This window comes from Idiomarina sp. ST10R2A5 (assembly GCF_051842325.1).
GTDB classification, from domain to species: domain Bacteria; phylum Pseudomonadota; class Gammaproteobacteria; order Enterobacterales; family Alteromonadaceae; genus Idiomarina; species Idiomarina abyssalis.
The window spans coordinates 1-20,365 of the sequence record NZ_JBNIEX010000013.1; the positions used below are offsets into that span (position 1 = coordinate 1).

Consider the following 20,365-nt stretch of genomic DNA (forward strand, 5'->3'; position numbering starts at 1 on the left):
ATTTTAGAGATTTAACTCGCCCCGTCAAGCGCTTTTTATGCCTTTATAACTGTTTTTTTGCTGACTGCGTAAAGTTTCGGCAACACGCTGCTTTTCTCACCAAAGCAAGGCCAAACATGACCTATTATTCTCTATCTGCTATAAAGGTCTTAATAGCTTTTTAACTTAGGAGCACACTTATGGCAGATATCCGCAGTTACCATGAATATGAACCAGTTATTGGGGAGCGGGTTTATTTGGATCCCAGCTCCGTTATTGTCGGCAATATCACCATTGATGATGACAGTAGTGTCTGGCCTATGGTTTCCGCGCGTGGTGACGTCAACAGCATGACCATTGGTAAGCGTACAAATATTCAGGATGGCACGGTATTACATGTCACTCGTAAATCGAACTCGAACCCAGAAGGGCATCCTCTGGTCATTGGTGACGATGTCACAGTAGGCCACCACTGTATGCTGCACGGATGCCGCCTGGGCAATCGCATTCTGGTCGGTATGTCCGCAGTTATTATGGATGACGTTGTCGTAGAAGATGATGTCATTATTGGTGCCGGCAGCTTAGTCCCTCCGGGCAAACGCTTAGAAAGCGGTTATTTATATGTTGGCAGCCCGGCTGAGAAGAAACGCCGCTTAAATAGTAGTGAAAGTAACTTTTTAAGCCAGTCGGCGCAAAATTACGTTGATCTTAAAGATGACTACCTTTTACAGGTGAGTCCGGTTTCTTAATTTAATGGAAGCGTCGGCTTTCAAGCCGGGAAAAACTCAGCAGGCTGGATAAGTCCTTTAGCCGGCCTGCAATAACATGCACCACACCTTCGTGAATTTCGACAATACCTTTTACCCAAAGCAGGTTGCTGGTCAGGAAACACTGCCGAAATTGACGAGCGGTGTGCGCCCACACCACCACATTACTGTTTCCGCTTTCATCTTCCAGCGTTAAAAAGGTGACCCCGCTACGGGTTCCGGGCCTTTGTCGGCAGGTCACTAAGCCAGCCAGTGTGAGCACCTGGCCAGAACGGCAAGTTATCAGGTCTTTGGCCATGACACAGTTTTTTAATTCCGGAGAGTTTCTCAGTAAAGCTAATGGATGCCGGCCTAAAGTCAGACCCGTTGATTCGTAATCGGCTTTTATGTTCTCTGACTCATGGGGCGCAGGCAGTTCCCGGGCGGGCTGATCTTTTACATTCGCGAATAGCGGCATTTGTTGATCACTTATGGAAACACTTTGCCAGTGCGCCTGATGTCGATGGCCTGCGATACTCTGCAAAGCATCGGCGCGGGCTAGGGCGCTGATATCGGAGTCCCTCAGCCCACTTTGCCTTAACTCATGAATACTGGCGAAGCCACTTTCCGGTCTTTCATTCAGTGCCTGTATGATTCTTGTTTCAGATACCCCCTGAATTTGCCTTAACCCCATACGCACGGTTTCAACAGAGCTCGTATCTTCTTTAGGTAACCAGTGGTAATCCCAGTGGCTCAAATTAATATCTGCCGATAGAAACTCAACGCCGTGGCGCTGTGCATCCTGTACCAGTTGCGAGGCCGAATAGAAGCCCATTGGTAAACTATTAAGCAAGCCCACATAAAAAGCCGCCGGATGATAGGTTTTAAACCAGGACGACACGTAAGCCAGGTTGGCAAAGCTGGCAGAGTGAGACTCAGGGAAACCATACTGTCCAAAACCGCAAATTTGCTTGAAAAGTCGTTCGGCAAACTCTTGTTTATAGCCGCGCGCCAACATGCCATTGATAAGCTTGTCTTCAAAGCGGGTTAAGTGGCCGTTTTGTCCCCATGAAGCCATCGCGCGTCGAAGCTGATCTGCCTCTCCACCGCTAAAACCAGCGGCAACCATAGCCAACTTAATTACCTGCTCTTGAAAAATAGGGACACCCAGGGTTCTTTCTAATACCGACTTTACTTCATCGCTGGGGTAATCCACGGCTTCCAGACCGGCCCGACGTCGCAAAAAAGGGTGTACCATGTCACCCTGAATAGGGCCAGGCCGGACAATCGCAATTTGAATGACCAGATCATAAAAAGTCCGGGGTTTTAGTCGCGGTAACATGTTCATTTGCGCCCGGGATTCTATCTGGAAAATCCCCATAGAGTCGGCGGTTTGCAACTGTTGATAAACCCGACTGTCTTCCTGCGGAATGGTTGCTATGGTGAGTTGCTGGTCATAGCGCGAGTTAATAAGCGCCAGCATTTTTCGTAACGCAGTGAGCATGCCCAGCGCCAGTACATCCACTTTTAACAGCCCGAGACTTTCAAGATCTGTTTTGTCCCACTGAATAACCGTTCGCTCCGTCATGGAGGCATTTTCTACCGGAACCAGCCGGGATAAGTCATCGGCAGCAATGACAAACCCACCGACATGCTGAGACAAATGTCGGGGAGTGCCCATAAGTTGCTTGGTAAAATGTAAAAGGTGTCGGCCCCGCACCGAATTTGCTACTTCGGGGTGCTGTTGCGCGAGCTGTTGCTGCCAGCTTTGCTCTTTATCGCGCGTATCCAAATGACTTCGATAATACTGCAGCTGTTGCTCACTAAACCCCAGCGCTTTGCCAACATCACGAAAAGCACTTTTAAAGCGGTAGGTAATAACGGTCGCCGCAAGGGCGGCTCGCTGTCGACCGTATTTTCGGTAAATGTACTGAATAATCTCTTCGCGGCGCTCGTGCTCAAAGTCGACATCAATGTCGGGCGGCTCGTTCCGCTCCTTGGAAATAAAGCGTTCAAACAATACCTGAATTTGCGCAGGGTTAACCGCGGTAATACCCAGACAATAACAAACGACGGAGTTTGCCGCCGAACCACGCCCCTGAAACAGAATACCCTGCTTACGGGCAAAGCAAACTAAGTCGTGAATGGTTAAAAAGAAAGGCTCGTAGCTCTGCTCTTTTATCAGACTAAGCTCTTTCAAATAAAGTGCCTTTACTGATGGAGGCACGCCTTCGGGGTAGCGCCAACGCGCGCCGTCCTCGGTTAACTGCTTTAAGTGTTCTGCAGCACTCATTCCATCAGGTACCAGTTCAGCAGGGTATTCGTAGCGAAGCTCTGATAAACAAAACTGACACTGGTCGGCAATAGCTACGCTTTCTGCCAGCCACTTTTCTGGGTAACATTGCTGCAGCTCACTTAAGCTACGTAAACGATGCTCTGCGTTATTGCTGGCTAAACCCGGCTGTTCTGCCAGCGAACTTCCCTGCGCAATAGCGTTCAGAATATCGTATAACGGTTGCTGTTCTGTCGTTGCCATACGGGCGCCTCCCGCACAGGTTACTTTCACCTTAAGTGACCGTTGCAGATCAGTCATAGCGTGAAAGTTCTTTTCATCGTCAGCCTGATAATGACGCTCGTACAATAACCAAAACCGTTGCTTCCATACCGATTTAAGCTTTTCGCCAATAGCAATTAGTTGAGCCTGTCTGAAGTCAGGTTGCCAGAGCAGAAAACATAAAGAGAGCCCGTTAAAAAAATCGTCAATATTGGCCTGGTAATGACCTTTCTCGCTGCGACTACGAAACAACGTGATTTTTTTACAAAGCTGAGCATAAGCTTCGCGAGTAGGGGCGAGCAATATTATGGTCCCCAGCTCAGGCAGTCGGAACTCACTGCCAACAATGAATTTAATGCGACGTTCCTTTGACGCCTGATAGGCCTTAACAATGCCTGCCACCGAGCATTCGTCGGTTATTGCTATGGCGGTGTAACCCAATTCGTCGGCTCGGGTGACTAAACTTTCCGGAGCCGCTGCAGATTGTAAAAAGCTGTAGTGACTCAGGCTGTGTAATTCCGCAAATTTATTAAGCACAGAAGGCGATGACATTTCAGCTAAACCAACCCTGTAAATACCACTGGTCAGACTCAAAATAGATCCAACCCAAACGCCCTAATTTGTCTTTCGCGATCCAGTAGTCCCGTGCAACTTCATCTGCGTCCCACCAGCCGCAATGTTTCCGTTCAGGCCCATGCTGTAATTGCCACAAATCTATCGAGGTTACTTGTGCTGGTCGCAACATCCAAAGAGGGCGTTTCGGTGCATTCAATACAGCTTGCGGTTTTTCCCCGGGCGGACGAGCAACCTCACTGTAGCCAGGACGAGGGTCATCATTCACTGCCGGCGAAAATACGGCATTTTTGCCTAACTTGGCCTGCAGCCGGCTAATGAGCTGCAGAGTTTCATGCCGATGCTGTTGCGCTCCGAAAAATTGCTCATTGTGTTGCTCAGCACGCAATAATTCATTCGCCACCAGCCTAATTTCTATAACCGGCTCCGGCAAAGGGATGGACTCCATTTTCAACTGCAGTAAAGACAAGAAATTAGACCCTCGCCAACCCGGCTCAGCTAAAGCGACCGGAACAACTGAAGAGGGCTCATTGCGATGCTGCAGTTCAACTTTTACCTGCTGTACCACTTTCTGCCGTTGATAAAGAAAGTTCTCCAGCTCCCCAAATAGCCTTTTTAGCGGGAACAGTAACCCTTGCCAATGAGGGATCTCAGTCACCAGGTCTAAGCTTTGCTGAAAACTTTCCGGGGGCATAAAAAAGTGATGACTTTGTTGCTTCAGCCCTTGCAGCTGCTCCAGATGCAATAACGTTTCCAACCCTAATTGCCGGCCAACTTCCCCTCCGGGCAGTTGCATAAGCTCTCCCAGCAAACGAAACCCCGCAGCTTTGCTGTGCTTCTGCGCTTTCAGGCTTAAACCGGCATTCTGAATGGGTAACTCTGCCAGCAGATTAGCTTGCTTTTCAGCCAAAAGAGAAACAGGGGAGCCAGATTCGGCTAACAGTTGAGCAGCTAGTGGATTCCCTGCAACAGCCAGCTGCGAAGTAATCGGTAGTTCCTGGACTTTTTGCGCCAAGACATTAAATGCACCATTACGCCCACCATACAATTGTTCCAGGCTGTTCAACTCAATTGCCAGCCCTTGCGGTGGGTACAACACCAGCTTGGCTGCCCACTGATACAAGTGGGAGGCCAACTGTTGCAGAGCTTGCTCTTCACGCTCTGACGAATACTCCATGAGCTGCAGCTGCTCACAAAGCGATATTGCCATAACGGTCTGAAGTTGTGGCCTTACACCACATTCCAATGCCCGCGCATTGCACTGCACAATAACAGACTGACTGCCCTGTAACTGATGAAACGCCAGAGGCAGTGTGTTGCTCTCAGGCTGTAACCGAACCCTGTTATCCAGAAGCAACTGAGGGAAATGACAATACAGCCACATTACTGAAGTGCTACGTTTTCCAATGGCCAGCCAGCTTTACGCTTTAACAAGTCCAGCGTGACGCCTGTTGTGGTCATCTTTACACGTAACCGATTAGAGTACGCCCGGGCTTCTTCATTAACCGTTGGCTCACTCAGGACCACACCCATTTGTCCTGTTTGCGAGGCTTTATACCAACGTCGGACACATTGAGCTGTCGTTGTTTTTTGCTCAAACCAACCCAGTGCCAAGGCATTTTTTGTTTGCAGTACCTGCTCAAAAGCCCAGGCTGCTTTTTCTGCGTTCGTTTGAATGACTATCTGCATCGACTTGCTTAAGCCATAATAATGCAACCCCGCCGCCGACAGCCAGGCTGGAGGGTTTATCCAGAAAACGGGCTGATGCTGCTGCACGGCCTGCTTTACCAGCGGCAATAGCAAAGCCTGCTCAGAGAAGGGCGCTTGTAGCTGCCACTCATGCAAACCCGGGTATTGCCACCCACCACCAAGCACTTTGTCCAGCTGCTTAAACCCCGTGCTTAGCGCTGCTGCCTGAGTGTCTGTCGTCTGGCCATGCCAGATAAGCCCCTGTTGGATAAGGGTTTGAATCTTTGTCTGCATAACGCCTCCAATACTGTACATATATACAGTATCATTAATTTTTACTGGTTAGCAACAGACATCATTCCTGGCTTCAGTTATCATTTGCTCATTGTTTATGGTTAGGGCTGGGCGATATGCTGACATCAATACTTATTCCCTTCAGAGTGGTTATTAACTTTTTATGGGGATTAATCACCACCGCTATTATTGGTGTTTCAATTATTGGTATTGGTGTTTTTAAAGTGTTACTGCCATTTAAAACCCCTCAACGCATTTGTTCGCAGCTAGGAAACAGCTTATTCAGAGTCTGGGCATACTGTATGTCGATGATGTTTCAGCTGACCCAACGCATGGACTGGCACATTAAAGGTGACCTGGAACTCCATGAAAAGGGTTGGTATATGGTTATGGCAAACCACCGCAGCTGGGTCGATGTACTGGTATTAATGCACCTGACCCGCCGCCATATGCCAATGCCACGCTTTTTCCTAAAGTCACAGCTTATGTGGGTACCTATTATTGGCTGGGGCTGCTGGGTACTCGATATGCCCTTTATGAAGCGCTATTCAAAAGAGTTGCTAAAGAAAAAGCCCCATTTAAAAGGCAAAGACATCGCAACAACCACGCGTTCCTGTGCTAAGTTCCGTCACATTCCCACAACAGTGGTAAATTTCTGCGAAGGCACACGGTTTACTCCGGAAAAGCACAAGAAAAAACAAAGCCCGTTTCGTAACTTGCTCCCTCCCAAAGCAGGCGGTACCGCCTTTTCATTGCAAATTATGGGCGGTCAGTTTGAAGCCATTCTGGACATTACCATTGTTTATCCGGGTAACGATAAGCGCCCGGTAGTCTGGCATTTATTAAGTGGACAGCTGAAAAACGTCTATGTTGATATACAGACATTGCCTATTACTAAAGACTTAATTGGTGATTACGCCAGTGACGAAGCTTTTAGGGCTCACTTTCAACAGTGGCTGAATAAACGTTGGCAGCAAAAAGACCAAACCATTGACGAAATGCGTAAGGAAATTCACAGCACCCGCTAAGGGAGTTTTATAATGGACTTTGAGTTTATAAAAGAGTGGCTTCAAAAATTCGGAATTGACAGTAACCTACAAGAGCTGAGTCTTGTTATCAGCTCATTACTCGTTTTAATAGGTTGTTACATTGCTTATGCCTTAGCCCGTTGGATTATTGATCACGCCATTGATCGGTTACTCAGCAAAGCACCTGAGCGTTGGTATAAAGCTTTAGTTAACAGTGGCTTTTTCAAGCGCTGTGCAAACCTGGCTCCTATTGTCGTAATACACAGCTTTATACCTATCCTGTTTATTGATGACTTCGAAAGCTGGCAGTCGCCGCTACGTACCGTTGTAGGGGTTTACCTCACCTGGGTTATCACCAGTATTCTTACCGCCTTAGCTAACGTTATTTCAATTGCCTATGACTACACCTATAAAGCAAGAGAAGTCCCAATTACGGGGGTTATACAGGTGGCCAAGCTCGTTTTGGTGCTGATGGCTATCATTATTACCATTGCCATTATTATGAACAAGTCGCCCATGTACCTACTAAGTGGCTTCGGTGCAATGACCGCTATTTTGATGGTGGTTTTCAGAGATACCTTAATGGGCTTTGTTGCCGGAGTACAATTGGCGACTAACCGCATGGTTGCCATAGGGGACTGGATAGAGCTGACTGACCACGGTGTTGATGGCACAGTGCAAGAAGTTGGGCTTATTTCAGTAAAAGTCGAAAACTGGGATAAAACCATTGTTTATTTACCGACTTATGTTTTGATTCACGAATCCTTTAAAAACTGGCAGGGAATGGTTAATACCGGAGGTCGTCGCATGCGCCGATCACTGATGATTGACCTCGACAGTTCCAAAATTCTTTCCGACGAGCAACTGGATGAGTTGGCTAAAAAGCACTTCAAACAGTCCGCAGAAGACTGGTTAGAGGCTAATGAACTGGAAAAGCCGGTCAGTAATTTAACCGTCTTTAGAGTTTTTACTGATAATTATCTTAGAAACCATAAACAAGTCCGAGAAGATCTCACGCTCATGGCTCGATTAATGCAGCCGACAGCTGCCGGTATCCCTTTAGAAATCTATGCTTTTTGTAAGCAAATCGACTGGATGAAATACGAGGCAGTACAAAGTTCTATTGTGGAATACTTGTACAGTGTTATGCCGGACTTTGGACTGAAGAACTATCAGTTTTTAAACAATAATCAGGCCTTCTCGCAGAATGGAGAAGGCGCTTATTGTCAGTACAAACCGGAGTCCTGAATTATTTTTCCAGCAGATAACCGGCCAGGTTAGAAAAATCTTCAAGGAAGTTGTCGCTGTCACGGAAACCCTGTGGCAGCATTTGATACTTACCGTTGACGATAAAGGTCGGTGTTGCGTTAACCCCTAAGTTACTGGCGCGGCGGTCCATTTTAGCCGCTGCAGCACGAACACTAAAACTCGCTATGGCTTTATCAAATTCGTCACCAGAAACACCATTGACCACAAAAACATTACGAATGTCTTGTTTACTGGTCAGCATATTGTTTTTATTGAAGTTATAGTCAAATATAGCAGCGGACAGTTCTTCTTCTTTATCCAGCTTTTGTGCAACCACAAAAGCCTGAGTCATGGTTTCACCCACATTGCCCCGTGGGCTGATGAACGACACATGCGCCTTTTTAAAAGCTTCCGGGTATTCAGACTTCATTTCTTTTGCTATGGGTTCAAACCGGTAGCAATGAACACAGTAAAAAGAAAAGAACTCAGTAATTTCCGGTTTACTGGTAGCTTCATCGGCTATCACCTCATAGTGAACACCTTCCTCAAAATCCTGAGCCTGAGCAAAACCCGCGGCTACCATTAATGCTCCGGCAAAACCCATTAACCACTTTTTCATTGTCATTTCCTGTTATCCGTTAAAACCAAGGTTCAGCGGCGCTTCATCCAGCCCCGCTAATTGTTCTTTCAATGCCAGAATCTGCTGTTCCCAATAACGGCTTTCTGCAAACCAGGGGAACGCTCTCTGAAAAGCACTATCTTGCCACCTGCGCGATAACCATGCCATATATTGAATGATTCTGAAACTGCGCAAAGGTTCAATTAATATCAACTGTGCGGTATCAAATTCGCAGAAATCTTCGTAGCCAGTAAGCAGTGCATCCATCTGCAGAGTCTGCTCCTGATGCGGGCCATTAAGCATCATCCATAAGTCCTGGACCGCAGGTCCTGAGCGACAATCGTCAAAATCGACAAAGGTCAGTTTTTCCTCATACTGCAGAATATTACCAATATGGCAGTCGCCATGCAGACGCTGATAATCAAAGTCTTGCAGAGGTGTAGAACGTAAGCGCTCACTTAAGGGATCAAGAATGGCAAAAAAGGCGTCTTTTAGCTCTGCCGGCAATAAAGCGGATTGCCGTAACTCCGCCACGGATTGCTCCACAAAACCTTCATAGTCGATAGTTTCCCGCACTTTAAACTTGCCCGCCTGGGCCACTGCATGCATGCGTCCAATTTGACGCCCCAGGCGTTCAAGCTCATCCAGGTCATTAGGCTCAAATGCCCGCCCTCCAATGCTTGAGTAAACACAAAAGCGATAGCCTTCGAACTCATGCAGGCGCTTATTCTGCAGCAGTAAAGCGGATACGGCCGGAACCTCTGCTTGCGCCAGCTCCTCGACAAACGCCAGCTCTTCTTCTATTTGCTCAGTGCGCCAGCGCTGAGGTCTATAGAACTTTGCCACATAGCGTTTGCGATCATCATCAGCAAACTGATAGACCCGGTTTTCATAGCTATTCAGCGCCAGCAAGCCCGAAGCAGGATACAAACCGACACTTTCTAACGCATTAACAACAAGATCCGGCGTCAGCCCCTGAAAAGCAAAGTCAGACGCGTTCTCTGTAAGATTACTCATATAAAAAGCGGCTCTGATGCGTATTAGTTATATCCGCATTATCAACCGCTGTTACCACGAAGTAAAACTCTGTGACCTGTTCTTTCAATAAAGAGGGTGGAACCGCTACCGTTACCGGCAATGTGCCAACCTCACCGGCCGAAACCTGTTTAGTGGAGTCACCAATCAGTTCGAACTGTTCAAAACCTTTGACCTCTATGCGGTAGGTCATGTCCTGCTGAGATTTATTAACCAGTTTTAAGGTGAAGACGTTTTCAATTTGACCTTCAATATTTTCTCTGAAAAGCTGGTTCCTGTCTCGCAACACATCAACTTCCAGTGGGACTCGGCTGGCAATATCCCAGACCAATACCGCGCTCACCGCCAGAACCATAATAAAGTAGCCAATACTTTTCATTCGCCACGGATTGGTCTTATGCTTTTTGTCTTTGGCCGCCAGGTTACGCTCTGTGGTAAAGCGGATAAGCCCTTTCGGATAGTTCATTTTATCCATAACGTCATTACAGGCATCAATACAGGCACCGCAGTCAATGCATTCGTATTGCAGCCCATTTCGAATATCAATACCTGTCGGGCAAACCTGAACGCACATATAACAGTCAATGCAGTGTCCTAAGCCTTTCTCCGCCGGGTCGGCTTTACGTGAACGCGGACCACGCGGCTCTCCGCGTTCTGCATCATACGACACGGTGTAGGTGTCTTTATCAAACATAGCTGACTGGAAACGCGCGTAAGGACACATGTGCGTGCACATAATCTCGCGCATGTACCCGGCGTTGCCATAAGTGCAAAAAGTAAAGAACAGAACGCTGAACGTTGCCCAGAAGCCAGCATCCAGAGTAAAGAAATTGAGGAAGAGTTCGCGTATATCGGTAAAATAGCCGACAAAGGTCATGGATGTTAATAGAGCCACCAGAATCCAGCCAGTTTGTTTACCGACTTTACGCCAGAACTTATCAAAGTCCATTTTGCGCTCATCCAGCTTAATACGCTTATTGCGGGGGCCTTCAAACTTTTTCTCAAACCACATAAATATGAAGGTCCAGGTTGTTTGAGGGCACATAAAGCCACACCAGACACGCCCAAATATAGTGGTCACAAAAAACAGCGCAACGGCCGCCACAATGGCGAACCAGGCGACAACAGTAAAGTCCTGTGGCCAAAGCGTTAAACCATAAATACGAAAGCGCTGCTCCATAATGTCGAGCAGAACCGCCTGTTCGCCCTGGTAGGTGAGCCAGGGAATAATGGCAAAAACGGCCAGTAGCAGGAAGCCAAAGCCACGGCGGAAGTACTCCATCGCACCTTTAATGTCGCGCACATAAATGCGGCTACGAGGGGAATAGTTATTGTTGTGCTTTTGCCCGTCCGGACGTTGAATTTTAACTTTATCGGCGGACTGAACCGTTATCTTTTGTTCCATGAACAATACCACTTAGTATCACGGCGAGGTGCGCACAGTATAACGGATCCTAACTATTTGCGCAGCTCACTGAGCTGAATCAATAATACAATCAAAAAGTATGTTACAACCAGCTTCCACATCATGCCAGTGCGACCACTCATCGGGCGCGTGACTGACACCGTTTACAGACGGAATGAAAATAAGCCCTGACTCTGTAATTTCAGTAAAAAACTGTGCATCGTGTCCAGCCCCACTGGGCATTTTCAGGCACGAATACTTTCTTGCTTTTGCCTTCTCTTCTATCTGCTTTGTCAGTTTCTCTGAACATGCCTGAGGATTCAGCCAGCTTACCTGTTCATACTCAAATTTTAAGCGGTGTTTACGGGCAATGGCTGACAACGCCTTATTACAAGAATCCGCGAGCTCTTTCATCACATCCGGGCTCATATCACGACCGACAATAGTAAATACGGCTTCTCCGGGTACGGTATGCGGGCTGCCCGGCTTTAAATCCACTTTACCCACAGTAATGCGCGTCTTGTCCGTACCGTCTTCTGCAATAATGCGCTCAATTTCATGAGCAAAGTCAGCCAACCCCATGAAGGCGTCGCTGCGCATGTTCATTGGTGCTGTACCAGCGTGGTCAGCTTTACCTTTTAAGTGCACTATCCATTTGAAAACACCGGAAATGCCCTCCACGGCACCAATGGTAATTTCTTTTTGAAAAAGCACCGGGCCTTGCTCAATGTGTAATTCGTAAAAGGCTTTCAGGCGCTCCGGTGGCCATGCGGCGTCCAGAGCATCCATCACATTCATTCCATGAGCGGCCATGGCGTCTTTTAGGTACACATTGTCAGCATCATGAGCGGACATAAGCCAGTCAGGGTTTAATACACCGGCAATAGCCTGTGACCCCATCATGCCGCCAAAGCGTCCTTCTTCTTCGGCAGTGCCGACCACCCATACAGGATGCTTCAATTTAATGTCATTTTCTTTGATCGAGCGCAAAACTTCGAATCCGGCCAACACGCCCAGTGCGCCGTCAAAAATACCGCCGGCCGGAACCGTATCTAAATGCGAACCGGTAAGAACGGCGGGCTTCTTACAATAATCCCCTATACCGAAGAACACATTACCGGCACCATCCATAAAGGTTTCAAAACCTTCGGCTTTTGCCTGGTTCATCATCCATTGGCGCGCCTCCATATCGGCATCAGTAAACCCCCAACGGTAGACGCCGTGATCGGTCTCGTTATAACCAATGTTGGACAGTTCAAGCACGGATTTTTTTAAACGGTCTGAATTAATACTCAGCATAGTACCTCCTTAGCTTCTGTTTTAAGCGTAGGACATAAACTACGGAGCAACAAAAAGGCACCCATAAAAAAGCCCGCACCAAAAGGTACGGGCAAAGGTTGCACGGGGCAAAGGGGAGCCCCTAGAGGGTTTACGACAGTTTGCGTGCAGTTAAGGCTGCATTAAGTACCGCCGCCAACTTAATTGACGATTGGATTGCTTGTGCTGAAACGTCGTGCTTCAGCAGGGTTTGTACGTGCGAATCAATACACATACCACAACCATTCAGTGCCGATACCGCCAGTGAGAACAGCTCAAAGTCGGCTTTATCCACACCCGGGTTCGCCATTGCGTTCATGCGGAGCCCCGCAGGAAGCTTAGAAAACTGTTTATCGCTCGATAAATGCAGGAAGCGATAATAAACGTTATTCATTGCCATTAATGACGCTGCTGTTTTTGCCGCCGTCTTAACGTTTTCTTCAATTTTTCCTTCGGCTTCTTCTTCCACAGCCTGAGTCAGCTCGTCGTTCGACAAGGTGTAAACCAGCGAAAGTGCTGTGCCGTAGAACTGGTCATTTGTTAAACCTGACTGCTCAACATTTGAGAACAAGCTCGACAGGTTTAGTTTGGTGTCTTTACTGTGATCACCCAATAATTGTTTGTAGTCTGCAATTGCCATGCTTAACTCCTGAAATACTGTAAAAGTGCGCTAGCGAGCGCCGATGGCAATGCCATCAGCGCTTAGGTTTGGGAATTAACACCGATTAAAGGGTGTCGCCGCCCAGTGCACGGTTACAAGGGCAGAGTTCATCGGTCTGTAAACCGTCTAAAATACGCACGATTTCTGCCGGGTTACGACCCACGTTCAGGTTGTTCACCGATACGTGCTGGATAACGTTGTGCGGGTCAACAATGAAAGTAGCACGCAAAGCAACATTTTCAGCTTTGTCACGAACGCCCAGGCCATCAACCAAAGAGCCATCATCAGCAAAAGAATACTGGTTCAAACGGTCAAGATCAGGGTGCTCACGGCGCCATGCCAGTTTTACAAATTCATTATCCGTGCTACCGCCCATAACAACGGCGTCGCGGTCAGCGAAGTCTTCATTCAGTTTAGCGAACTCAACAATTTCAGTTGGGCAAACAAAAGTGAAGTCTTTTGGGTAGAAAAAAATGATTTTCCACTTACCTTCAAAGCTGTTGTTGTCGATAGTTTCAAAAGCGCTTTCGCCATTCTCTTCCGGCATGTTGAACTTAGGTTTTGCCGCAATGACGCTGAATTCTGGTAGTTTATCGCCTACTGTTAACATAAATTGTCTCCGTAATTGGGATTTAAAGTGTATTCGTTCCTTAACGAGTCGAGAGCTAGTTTACGGACGGAGACAGATTGGATAAAACGAATAAAACGAATTATGATAATCGGAAATACCAATTAAAAACGCGACGGGTATCCCATGAGTAAATTACCAAGTCTGAAAAACCTAAGTTACCTGCTGGCGCTGCACCAGGAGCAAAACTTTAACCGCGCGGCGGCCGAGTGCAATGTTAGCCAGTCGACGTTAAGCAGTGGCATTCAAAACCTGGAAGAGCAACTGGACTGCCAGCTTATTGAGCGTGACCATAAGTCCTTTCTCTTTACCGCCTTAGGCGAAGAAGTTGTGGAAAAAGCACGGGACATCATTAGCGCGTCGGAAGAGTTACTGCATTATGCCCAAGGGCAGGGCAATATTATGGAAGGCCCGTTAAGACTCGGCATTATTCCTACCATAGCCCCCTTTGTTATTGGCGAACTGAGTAAAAATTTACAAGACAAGTTCCCTAAGCTACTGCTGCAACTTTCTGAAGATACCACACAAAATTTACTGCACCGGCTGCGTAACGGCGAACTGGATATTCTCTTACTGGCCCTGCCGATGGACATTCAGGGCAACCAAAAATGGATACTGGGTCGTGACCCTTTCAAACTGGTGGTGCATAAGGAGCTGGCGGAAACAGTCGGGGAACCGGTTGACTACGACAAACTGCCTGATCGCAGTATTTTTCTGCTGGAAAAAGAGCACTGCATGACCGGTCACGCCGTCGCGGCCTGTCAGCTTACCGATTCCATTAAAATGAATCCTTTTACGGCGACTAGCCTACACAGCCTGGTGCAAATGGCAGACGCCCGCTTAGGTGCTACCTTTGTTCCGCAAATGGCCATTGACCGGGGAATTTTAGAAAACACCGATTTGGTTTCATTAAAGCCAACCGGTCAGGAAGCTTCTCGTGATATCGGCCTGGTATACCGCCCGACCACCAGTCGTCGGCAAACCTTCCGCAAAATCGCGGAAGAAATTGCGCGCCTGTTGCCGGTCAATACACTCAACTAACGACGTCTGGCCGGTGGTAACGGATAACGTTCCGCCAGGCTGATGCTCTCGCCATCGGGTTTGATAACCCGCGCGTGGCGGCGGTTTAACCGGCGTGGATCGGTTACACCGCAGGAGTGCGCAATGATATTGACGCCATACTCCATATATTTGTGATAGTTAGCCGCACGTACCGACTTATTCTCAGGATCCAGCCCCCTCATCAGCTTAGGATCATCCGTTGTTACGCCAGTTGGACAAGTATTTTTGTTGCACTGCATAGCCTGAATACAGCCTAATGAAAACATAAAACCCCGGGCCGAGGTCACGAAATCGGCACCGATAGCAATAGCCCAGGCCACATCAGCCGGGGTAATCATTTTGCCGGAAACTATCACCCGGACGCGCTCGTGTAAGCCAGCTTCTGTCAGTTTATCGATGAGTATCGGCAAGCTTTCCGTGACTCTTAAACCAACATAGTCCATTAGCGGCTGGGGTGCCGCTCCGGTTCCGCCATCGGCGCTATCCAGCGTGATAAAGTCAGGTGCGGCTTCTTCGCCACGAGTTAAAATGCAATCTATCAGTTCGTCGATCCATGAAGGGTCGCCCATCACAAATTTAAAACCCGTTGGCTTACCGGTAATCTTGCGCACCTTTTCAATGAAATCGAGCAATTCTTCGTTATTGCTTATTTCCGGATGACGGTTTGGGCTAATTGCGTCTTCGCCTTCAACAATTCCCCGAATTCTGGCTATTTCGCTGTTAACCTTGATACCAGGAAGGATGCCACCTTTGCCCGGCTTAGCGCCTTGACTCAGTTTAATTTCGAACATTTTCACATTATCGTGACGGCCCAGCTCTGCCAGACGGTCCTCGTCGAGTCGACCCTCTTTATCGCGAACACCAAACTTCGCAGTACCCATTTGAAACACAATGTCGCAGTGCCCCATTAAATGATAAGGCGACAAGCCACCTTCACCCGTATTCAACCAACAGCCGGCTTTTGCAGCCCCCTGCGACAACGACTTAACCGCAACCGGCGACAACGCACCGTAACTCATTCCTGAAATATGAAAGTACGACACCGGAGAATAAGGTGTCTCGCAGTAAGGACCAATGGTAATGGGTTCTGGGGATGTTGCCTGCTCAGCCATAGGTGGGTAAGGCGCGTTACTGAAAATAATGGTTCCGGTACGGCTTAAGTCACGCGTTGAACCAAAAGCAACGTTGCGGTCAGCGTTCTTCGCTGCACGGTATACCCAGCTGCGCTGGGCCCGGTTAAACGGCATTTCTTCGCGATCCATAGCAAAGAAATACTGACGCATGAACTCGCCCATGCGCTCGAACATATAGCGAAAGCGGCCAATAACAGGGTAGTTATGTCTTATGGTGTGTCGGTTCTGCGTCCTGTCAACAACGTACATGATGCCAACAGAAACGACTAACCCAATAATAACCAGAACAAAAGCAGCGGCTAACCACTGCGCTAAAATCAGTAACGAGTCGGTACTAAACACCTTGCTGCTCATGAAGTTCCAATACCTTTTTACAATTGATAACAGTATTAACGGCCAAAGCGACGAACAGATCAAGCACAGTGTCATCAAAATTCCGATGAATGACGTATACTGAGGGCAATTCAATAAGAAGGAGAGACCGATGTTCAATCCAAAAGTTATTTTAACCGCAATACTAGCGGCTTCTTTCAGTACTGCTGCTACCGCTGAAGATGTCGAAACGGAACGTCATAAAGTCAGTGTCAGCACACTTGCTGACGGCTTCACCAACCCCTGGGGCATGACATTTCTTCCGGATAAAAGCATTTTAGTAACAGAACGAACCGGAGATATCTACTGGGTATCAGCTAATGGCAACTACCGCGAAAAAATCAGCGGCACCCCGGAAGTCGTTGCTAAAAGTCAGGGTGGTATGCTGGATATAACCGTTGACGCGGATTTTGAAGAAAACAATTGGGTTTACATTAGCTACTCCGAAGCGGCCCAGGACGACGGTAAAGGGAACAGTACGGCCGTTATGCGTGCCAAACTTAATGACAAAGAATTTACGGATAAAGAAGTTATCTTTCGCCAGGCACCAAAATATGAGAGCAATGCACACTTTGGTTCGCGGTTAGTCTTTTCTCCTGAGGGACATTTATATATTACTCTCGGTGACCGTTATTCACGCATGGATGATGCACAAACGCTGGACAACCATCACGGTAAAATCGTACGTATTTGGCCGGATGGCAGCATACCCGAAGACAACCCCTTTGTTGGCAACGACAACGCACTTGACGAAATTTGGTCCTACGGTCACCGCAATGTGCAGGGCGCTGATATTCATCCTGAAACCGGAAAGTTATGGTCGGTAGAACATGGCCCACAAGGTGGCGACGAAGTGAATATTCCTGAAGCCGGCAAAAACTATGGCTGGCCAGAAGTGACCTATGGCGTTGACTACGGTGGCGGAACCATCAGCGAAGACGCCGTAAAAGAAGGCACTGAACAGCCGTTTTATTATTGGGTTCCGTCTATTGCAACTGCTGGCGCCACCTTTTACACGGGAGATGCTTTCCCTGAATGGAAAGGCGACTTCTTCGTTGCTGCCCTGAAAAGCTCCCTGGTAGCCCGCCTGGACTTATATGAAGGCCGCATGATGCATGAAGAGCGCTTGTTTGAAGACGCCGTTGATGCACGTATTCGTGACATAAACCAAGGGCCCGACGGTTACCTATACTTACTGACCGATGAGTCTGACGGTGCCATTATTCAGATAAAACCAGCGGATTAACCATGTCATATTCAGCAGTTTTAAAAAAACTCACTTACACGGGGCTGCCTTTATTCGCGGCCTCTTTCGTTGTTCATTCAACTGAAGTCGACGAAACCGTCGTGGTGACAGCCACTCAGAGCGAAACACCCTGGCTAATCACTGCGGCCAGTATTGACCGTGTTAACGTCGAAAACACCTTACCCTCCATGAAGATTGATGCCGGTGACGCCTTAGCCGGCGTTGCAGGGATTCAGGCGGACAGCCGTTATAACTATGCACAGGATACACGCCTGGTGGTTCGCGGCTTCGGCTCACGAGCCGCATTTGGAGTAAGAGGCTTGCAACTTAATGTCGACGGTATTCCTTTGTCTATGCCCGATGGCCAGGCTCAAACTTCGAGTATTTTTCTCGATAGCATTGATTCGCTGGAAGTTTTACGCGGCCCGTTAGCTACCTTGTACGGCAATTCTGGTGGCGGTGTGGTTGAGTGGTTCAGCCGCCAGCCGACCGAAACCACACTGGAGTGGGGTGGCCAGTTCAGCGAAAACGACACACAGCGGTATAACGTCAATGCACAGTGGGCAACCGACAATAAACAACTGCAAGTTCTGGCGTCGGATTTTCAGACTGACGGTCCGCGCCGGCATAACTCCGCCGAGCGCCAGCAACAGGCTGTGCGCTGGTACCATCAATGGGATGATCAGAATCGCTTTATTATCCGCTTCGATAATAACGATGCGCCACTACTGCAGGACCCCAGCGCATTAACTCCACAAGACTGGCGTGATGACCCCACCCAGACAGTACAACGGGCGGTTGACTTTAATACCCGCAAGGACATTCATCACCGTCAGGGTTCATTTAGCTGGTTTCATGAACGCGACAATGGCGAGGGCTTACTGTCACTGTGGCAGGGCGACCGCGATATTGAGCAGTTCCTGCCGTTTGCCGGTGATGGTGACACAAGCTCGGGTGCGGTTATCGATGTTTCCCGCCAGTTTGAGGGAGCACATGCACGTTGGCGCCAGCGCGGAGTCAACTGGTCGGCAACCCTCGGCGCGCAAATAGAACGCCAACAGGATCACCGCTTTGGTTTTGTGAATAACAGCGGTGAAAAGGGCGAGCTGCGCCGTGACGAATTCAACTGGATTGAAAATGCTTCAGCTTATTTGCGCTTTCAGTGGCAGTTGTCTGAAGACTGGTCTGCAACTGGTGGGGTTCGTTACAGTGACATCAATTATGAAGTAAAAGACTACTTTACTGAGCTGGATAACTCCGATGACAGTGGTAGCAGTGACTTTAGTGAAACCACAGCCGCTATTTCGCTTACCTGGCAGTTTCTGCCAACCTCAGCAACTTATCTGAGTTTAGGGCAAGGTTTTGAAACCCCGACGCTGACAGAACTTGCCTACCGAAATGAAGGCTCGGGCCTGAACCGCGAGTTGGGTCCATCCACCAATGATCAGTGGGAATGGGGTATTAAACATCAACTCGATAACGACTGGCGTCTGCATTTCGCTTTCTTTGGTATTGAAAGCGAAGACGAAATTCTCGTAGACCAGTCAAACGACGGGCGTACTACCTACCGTAATGCCTCAGAAACAACGCGCGAAGGGGCTGAACTGAGCATTAATGGCGAACTAACGCGGCAGCTCAACTTGCTGCTGTCATACAGCTATATAGACGCTAGCTTTGATGATGGCCCGTTACAGGGGAATCAATTACCCGGCGTAGCGAAAAGCCAGGGGTACTTGCGCCTGAACTGGCAGCCCGCAGAGCAATGGCTGGTTCAGTTAGCGGGGCAGTATAGAAATGAAACGCCGGTTAATGATCAAAACGATACCTTTGCACCGTCTTATACGACATGGGATATAGCAATAAGTCGCGACTGGCAGTGGGCAAAAAGCGAGCTGGACGTGTGGGCCAGGGTCGACAATATTACGGACAAAGACTACGTCGGTGCTGTTGTTGTTAACCAGGGAAGCGGACGTTCACTTGAGCCTGCAGTAGGAAGGAAGGCTAGCGTCGGCATCAGTTGGCGCCGACGCTTTTAAGGCAAATTATAGGCTGGCTCTGAGTACATCGAGCAGGCGCTGCGCCGTCTGCTCCGATGACGCAGGGTTCTGACCTGTAATTAACATGCCGTCCTGAACGGCATAGGCCTGCCAGTCATCAACTTTACGATAATGACCGCCTTTAGCTGTCAGTTCGTCCTCAAGTAAGAAAGGAACCACATCGGTAAGCTCTACCGCTGCTTCTTCACTGTTACTAAAGCCTGTTACTGTGCGGCCCTGAACAATAGGGTCTCCACACGGTGTTTTAGCATTCAGTAATACCGCAGGAGCATGGCAAACAGCGGAAACCGGCTTACCTTTACTCCAGAAGTGCTCAATGAGCTTAATTGAATGCTCGTCGTTCGTTAAATCCCATAAAGGTCCATGGCCACCAGGATAGAAAATCGCATCAAAACTTTCCGGATCAACTTCATCTAGCTTGCTGGTTGTCTCTAATTTCTGCTGTGCTGTTGTGTCGTTGTCAAAGCGCTTCGTCGCTTCCGTTTGAGCGTCAGGGGAAGTGCTGTTCGGATCGATGGGTGGCTTACCACCTTTTGGCGATGCCAGAGTAACATCCACGCCCGCGTCTGCAAAAACGTAGTACGGGGCCACAAATTCTTCTACCCAGAAACCTGTCTTATGGTCTGTGTCACCGAGTTTATCGTGTGAGGTTAATACCATTAATACTTTCACTTAGCACTCCCGTTAAATGAGTCAAAAACTTATTATAGACTACGCAG

At 48.3% G+C, this 20,365-nt stretch carries 17 protein-coding genes; 6 read left to right on the forward strand and 11 right to left on the reverse strand.

What is annotated here, in order from left to right:
- Positions 1-179: 179 nt before the first annotated feature.
- Entirely contained in the window at positions 180-728 is a 549-nt protein-coding gene (locus ACP7FG_RS12545; protein ID WP_439226578.1) for a gamma carbonic anhydrase family protein, read from the forward strand.
- A gap of 1 nt (position 729) precedes the next feature.
- On the opposite strand, the gene ACP7FG_RS12550 is transcribed toward ACP7FG_RS12545, so the two are convergent.
- Genes ACP7FG_RS12550 through ACP7FG_RS12560 form a run of 3 tightly spaced genes read right to left on the reverse strand, consistent with a single transcriptional unit; the run spans position 730 to position 5,835 of the window.
- Positions 730-3,831, reverse strand: coding sequence for an error-prone DNA polymerase (locus tag ACP7FG_RS12550; RefSeq protein ID WP_439226599.1), 3,102 nt, complete (start codon positions 3,829-3,831; stop codon positions 730-732).
- Between the two features lies 1 nt (position 3,832).
- Positions 3,833-5,236, reverse strand: a complete 1,404-nt coding sequence (locus tag ACP7FG_RS12555; protein WP_439226579.1) for a Y-family DNA polymerase — start codon at positions 5,234-5,236, stop codon at positions 3,833-3,835.
- Entirely contained in the window at positions 5,236-5,835 is a 600-nt protein-coding gene (locus ACP7FG_RS12560; protein ID WP_439226580.1) for an ImuA family protein, read from the reverse strand. The genes ACP7FG_RS12555 and ACP7FG_RS12560 overlap by 1 nt, the downstream gene beginning before the upstream one ends.
- A gap of 116 nt (positions 5,836-5,951) precedes the next feature.
- On the opposite strand from ACP7FG_RS12560, the gene ACP7FG_RS12565 reads away from it, so the two are divergent.
- Together ACP7FG_RS12565 and ACP7FG_RS12570 are read left to right on the forward strand one after the other, a co-directional pair.
- On the forward strand, positions 5,952-6,863 hold the full coding sequence (locus tag ACP7FG_RS12565) for an acyltransferase (RefSeq protein ID WP_439226581.1): 912 nt from the start codon (positions 5,952-5,954) through the stop codon (positions 6,861-6,863).
- A 12-nt stretch (positions 6,864-6,875) separates the two neighbouring features.
- Positions 6,876-8,111, forward strand: coding sequence for a mechanosensitive ion channel family protein (locus ACP7FG_RS12570; protein ID WP_054489049.1), 1,236 nt, complete (start codon positions 6,876-6,878; stop codon positions 8,109-8,111).
- A gap of 1 nt (position 8,112) precedes the next feature.
- Here the strand turns inward: ACP7FG_RS12570 and ACP7FG_RS12575 are convergent, their stop codons facing one another.
- The 6 genes from ACP7FG_RS12575 to ACP7FG_RS12600 form a co-directional block, all read right to left on the reverse strand.
- Complete coding sequence (locus tag ACP7FG_RS12575; protein WP_054489047.1) at positions 8,113-8,730, reverse strand: thiol:disulfide interchange protein DsbA/DsbL; 618 nt, start codon at positions 8,728-8,730, stop codon at positions 8,113-8,115.
- 12 nt (positions 8,731-8,742) lie between these two features.
- The gene (locus ACP7FG_RS12580) at positions 8,743-9,747 is read right to left on the reverse strand and encodes a serine/threonine protein kinase (RefSeq protein WP_054489045.1); all 1,005 of its coding nucleotides are present in this window, start codon (positions 9,745-9,747) and stop codon (positions 8,743-8,745) included.
- Positions 9,740-11,170: a cytochrome c oxidase accessory protein CcoG gene (ccoG, locus tag ACP7FG_RS12585; protein WP_439226582.1), complete on the reverse strand. Its 1,431-nt coding sequence runs from the start codon at positions 11,168-11,170 to the stop codon at positions 9,740-9,742. The genes ACP7FG_RS12580 and ccoG overlap by 8 nt, the downstream gene beginning before the upstream one ends.
- Before the next feature lie 66 nt (positions 11,171-11,236).
- Positions 11,237-12,469, reverse strand: coding sequence for a Zn-dependent hydrolase (locus ACP7FG_RS12590; RefSeq protein WP_199493888.1), 1,233 nt, complete (start codon positions 12,467-12,469; stop codon positions 11,237-11,239).
- A gap of 130 nt (positions 12,470-12,599) precedes the next feature.
- Positions 12,600-13,127 carry a carboxymuconolactone decarboxylase family protein gene (locus ACP7FG_RS12595; protein ID WP_199493889.1) on the reverse strand — a complete coding sequence of 176 codons (528 nt, stop codon included), beginning with the start codon at positions 13,125-13,127 and terminating at the stop codon, positions 12,600-12,602.
- Positions 13,128-13,212: 85 nt separating this feature from the next.
- Entirely contained in the window at positions 13,213-13,758 is a 546-nt protein-coding gene (locus ACP7FG_RS12600) for a peroxiredoxin (protein WP_011235799.1), read from the reverse strand.
- A gap of 144 nt (positions 13,759-13,902) precedes the next feature.
- Between ACP7FG_RS12600 and ACP7FG_RS12605 the strand changes: the two genes are divergently transcribed.
- Complete coding sequence (locus ACP7FG_RS12605; RefSeq protein ID WP_199493890.1) at positions 13,903-14,817, forward strand: hydrogen peroxide-inducible genes activator; 915 nt, start codon at positions 13,903-13,905, stop codon at positions 14,815-14,817.
- Here ACP7FG_RS12605 and ACP7FG_RS12610 read toward each other — a convergent pair.
- Complete coding sequence (locus ACP7FG_RS12610) at positions 14,814-16,325, reverse strand: FMN-binding glutamate synthase family protein (protein WP_439226583.1); 1,512 nt, start codon at positions 16,323-16,325, stop codon at positions 14,814-14,816. The genes ACP7FG_RS12605 and ACP7FG_RS12610 overlap by 4 nt on opposite strands.
- Before the next feature lie 130 nt (positions 16,326-16,455).
- On the opposite strand from ACP7FG_RS12610, the gene ACP7FG_RS12615 reads away from it, so the two are divergent.
- Positions 16,456-17,589, forward strand: coding sequence for a PQQ-dependent sugar dehydrogenase (locus tag ACP7FG_RS12615; RefSeq protein ID WP_439226584.1), 1,134 nt, complete (start codon positions 16,456-16,458; stop codon positions 17,587-17,589).
- Between the two features lie 2 nt (positions 17,590-17,591).
- Positions 17,592-19,625 (forward strand): TonB-dependent receptor family protein, encoded by a 2,034-nt coding sequence (locus tag ACP7FG_RS12620; protein WP_439226585.1) that lies wholly within the window; start codon positions 17,592-17,594, stop codon positions 19,623-19,625.
- 6 nt (positions 19,626-19,631) lie between these two features.
- Here the strand turns inward: ACP7FG_RS12620 and ACP7FG_RS12625 are convergent, their stop codons facing one another.
- A complete protein-coding gene (locus ACP7FG_RS12625; protein WP_439226586.1) occupies positions 19,632-20,318 on the reverse strand; it encodes a type 1 glutamine amidotransferase domain-containing protein in 687 nt (228 codons plus the stop codon).
- Between the last annotated feature and the right edge of the window lie 47 nt (positions 20,319-20,365).

Coding starts and splice junctions, on each gene's coding strand:
- ACP7FG_RS12575 (WP_054489047.1), bottom strand. CDS start 8,730: ATGAAAAAGTGGTTAATGGGTTTTGCCGGAGCATTAATGGTAGCCGCG.
- ACP7FG_RS12605 (WP_199493890.1), top strand. CDS start 13,903: ATGAGTAAATTACCAAGTCTGAAAAACCTAAGTTACCTGCTGGCGCTG.
- ACP7FG_RS12600 (WP_011235799.1), bottom strand. CDS start 13,758: ATGTTAACAGTAGGCGATAAACTACCAGAATTCAGCGTCATTGCGGCA.
- ccoG (WP_439226582.1), bottom strand. CDS start 11,170: ATGGAACAAAAGATAACGGTTCAGTCCGCCGATAAAGTTAAAATTCAA.
- ACP7FG_RS12610 (WP_439226583.1), bottom strand. CDS start 16,325: ATGAGCAGCAAGGTGTTTAGTACCGACTCGTTACTGATTTTAGCGCAG.
- ACP7FG_RS12620 (WP_439226585.1), top strand. CDS start 17,592: ATGTCATATTCAGCAGTTTTAAAAAAACTCACTTACACGGGGCTGCCT.
- ACP7FG_RS12565 (WP_439226581.1), top strand. CDS start 5,952: ATGCTGACATCAATACTTATTCCCTTCAGAGTGGTTATTAACTTTTTA.
- ACP7FG_RS12555 (WP_439226579.1), bottom strand. CDS start 5,236: ATGTGGCTGTATTGTCATTTCCCTCAGTTGCTTCTGGATAACAGGGTT.
- ACP7FG_RS12580 (WP_054489045.1), bottom strand. CDS start 9,747: ATGAGTAATCTTACAGAGAACGCGTCTGACTTTGCTTTTCAGGGGCTG.
- ACP7FG_RS12560 (WP_439226580.1), bottom strand. CDS start 5,835: ATGCAGACAAAGATTCAAACCCTTATCCAACAGGGGCTTATCTGGCAT.
- ACP7FG_RS12590 (WP_199493888.1), bottom strand. CDS start 12,469: ATGCTGAGTATTAATTCAGACCGTTTAAAAAAATCCGTGCTTGAACTG.
- ACP7FG_RS12545 (WP_439226578.1), top strand. CDS start 180: ATGGCAGATATCCGCAGTTACCATGAATATGAACCAGTTATTGGGGAG.
- ACP7FG_RS12595 (WP_199493889.1), bottom strand. CDS start 13,127: ATGGCAATTGCAGACTACAAACAATTATTGGGTGATCACAGTAAAGAC.
- ACP7FG_RS12550 (WP_439226599.1), bottom strand. CDS start 3,831: ATGTCATCGCCTTCTGTGCTTAATAAATTTGCGGAATTACACAGCCTG.
- ACP7FG_RS12615 (WP_439226584.1), top strand. CDS start 16,456: ATGTTCAATCCAAAAGTTATTTTAACCGCAATACTAGCGGCTTCTTTC.
- ACP7FG_RS12570 (WP_054489049.1), top strand. CDS start 6,876: ATGGACTTTGAGTTTATAAAAGAGTGGCTTCAAAAATTCGGAATTGAC.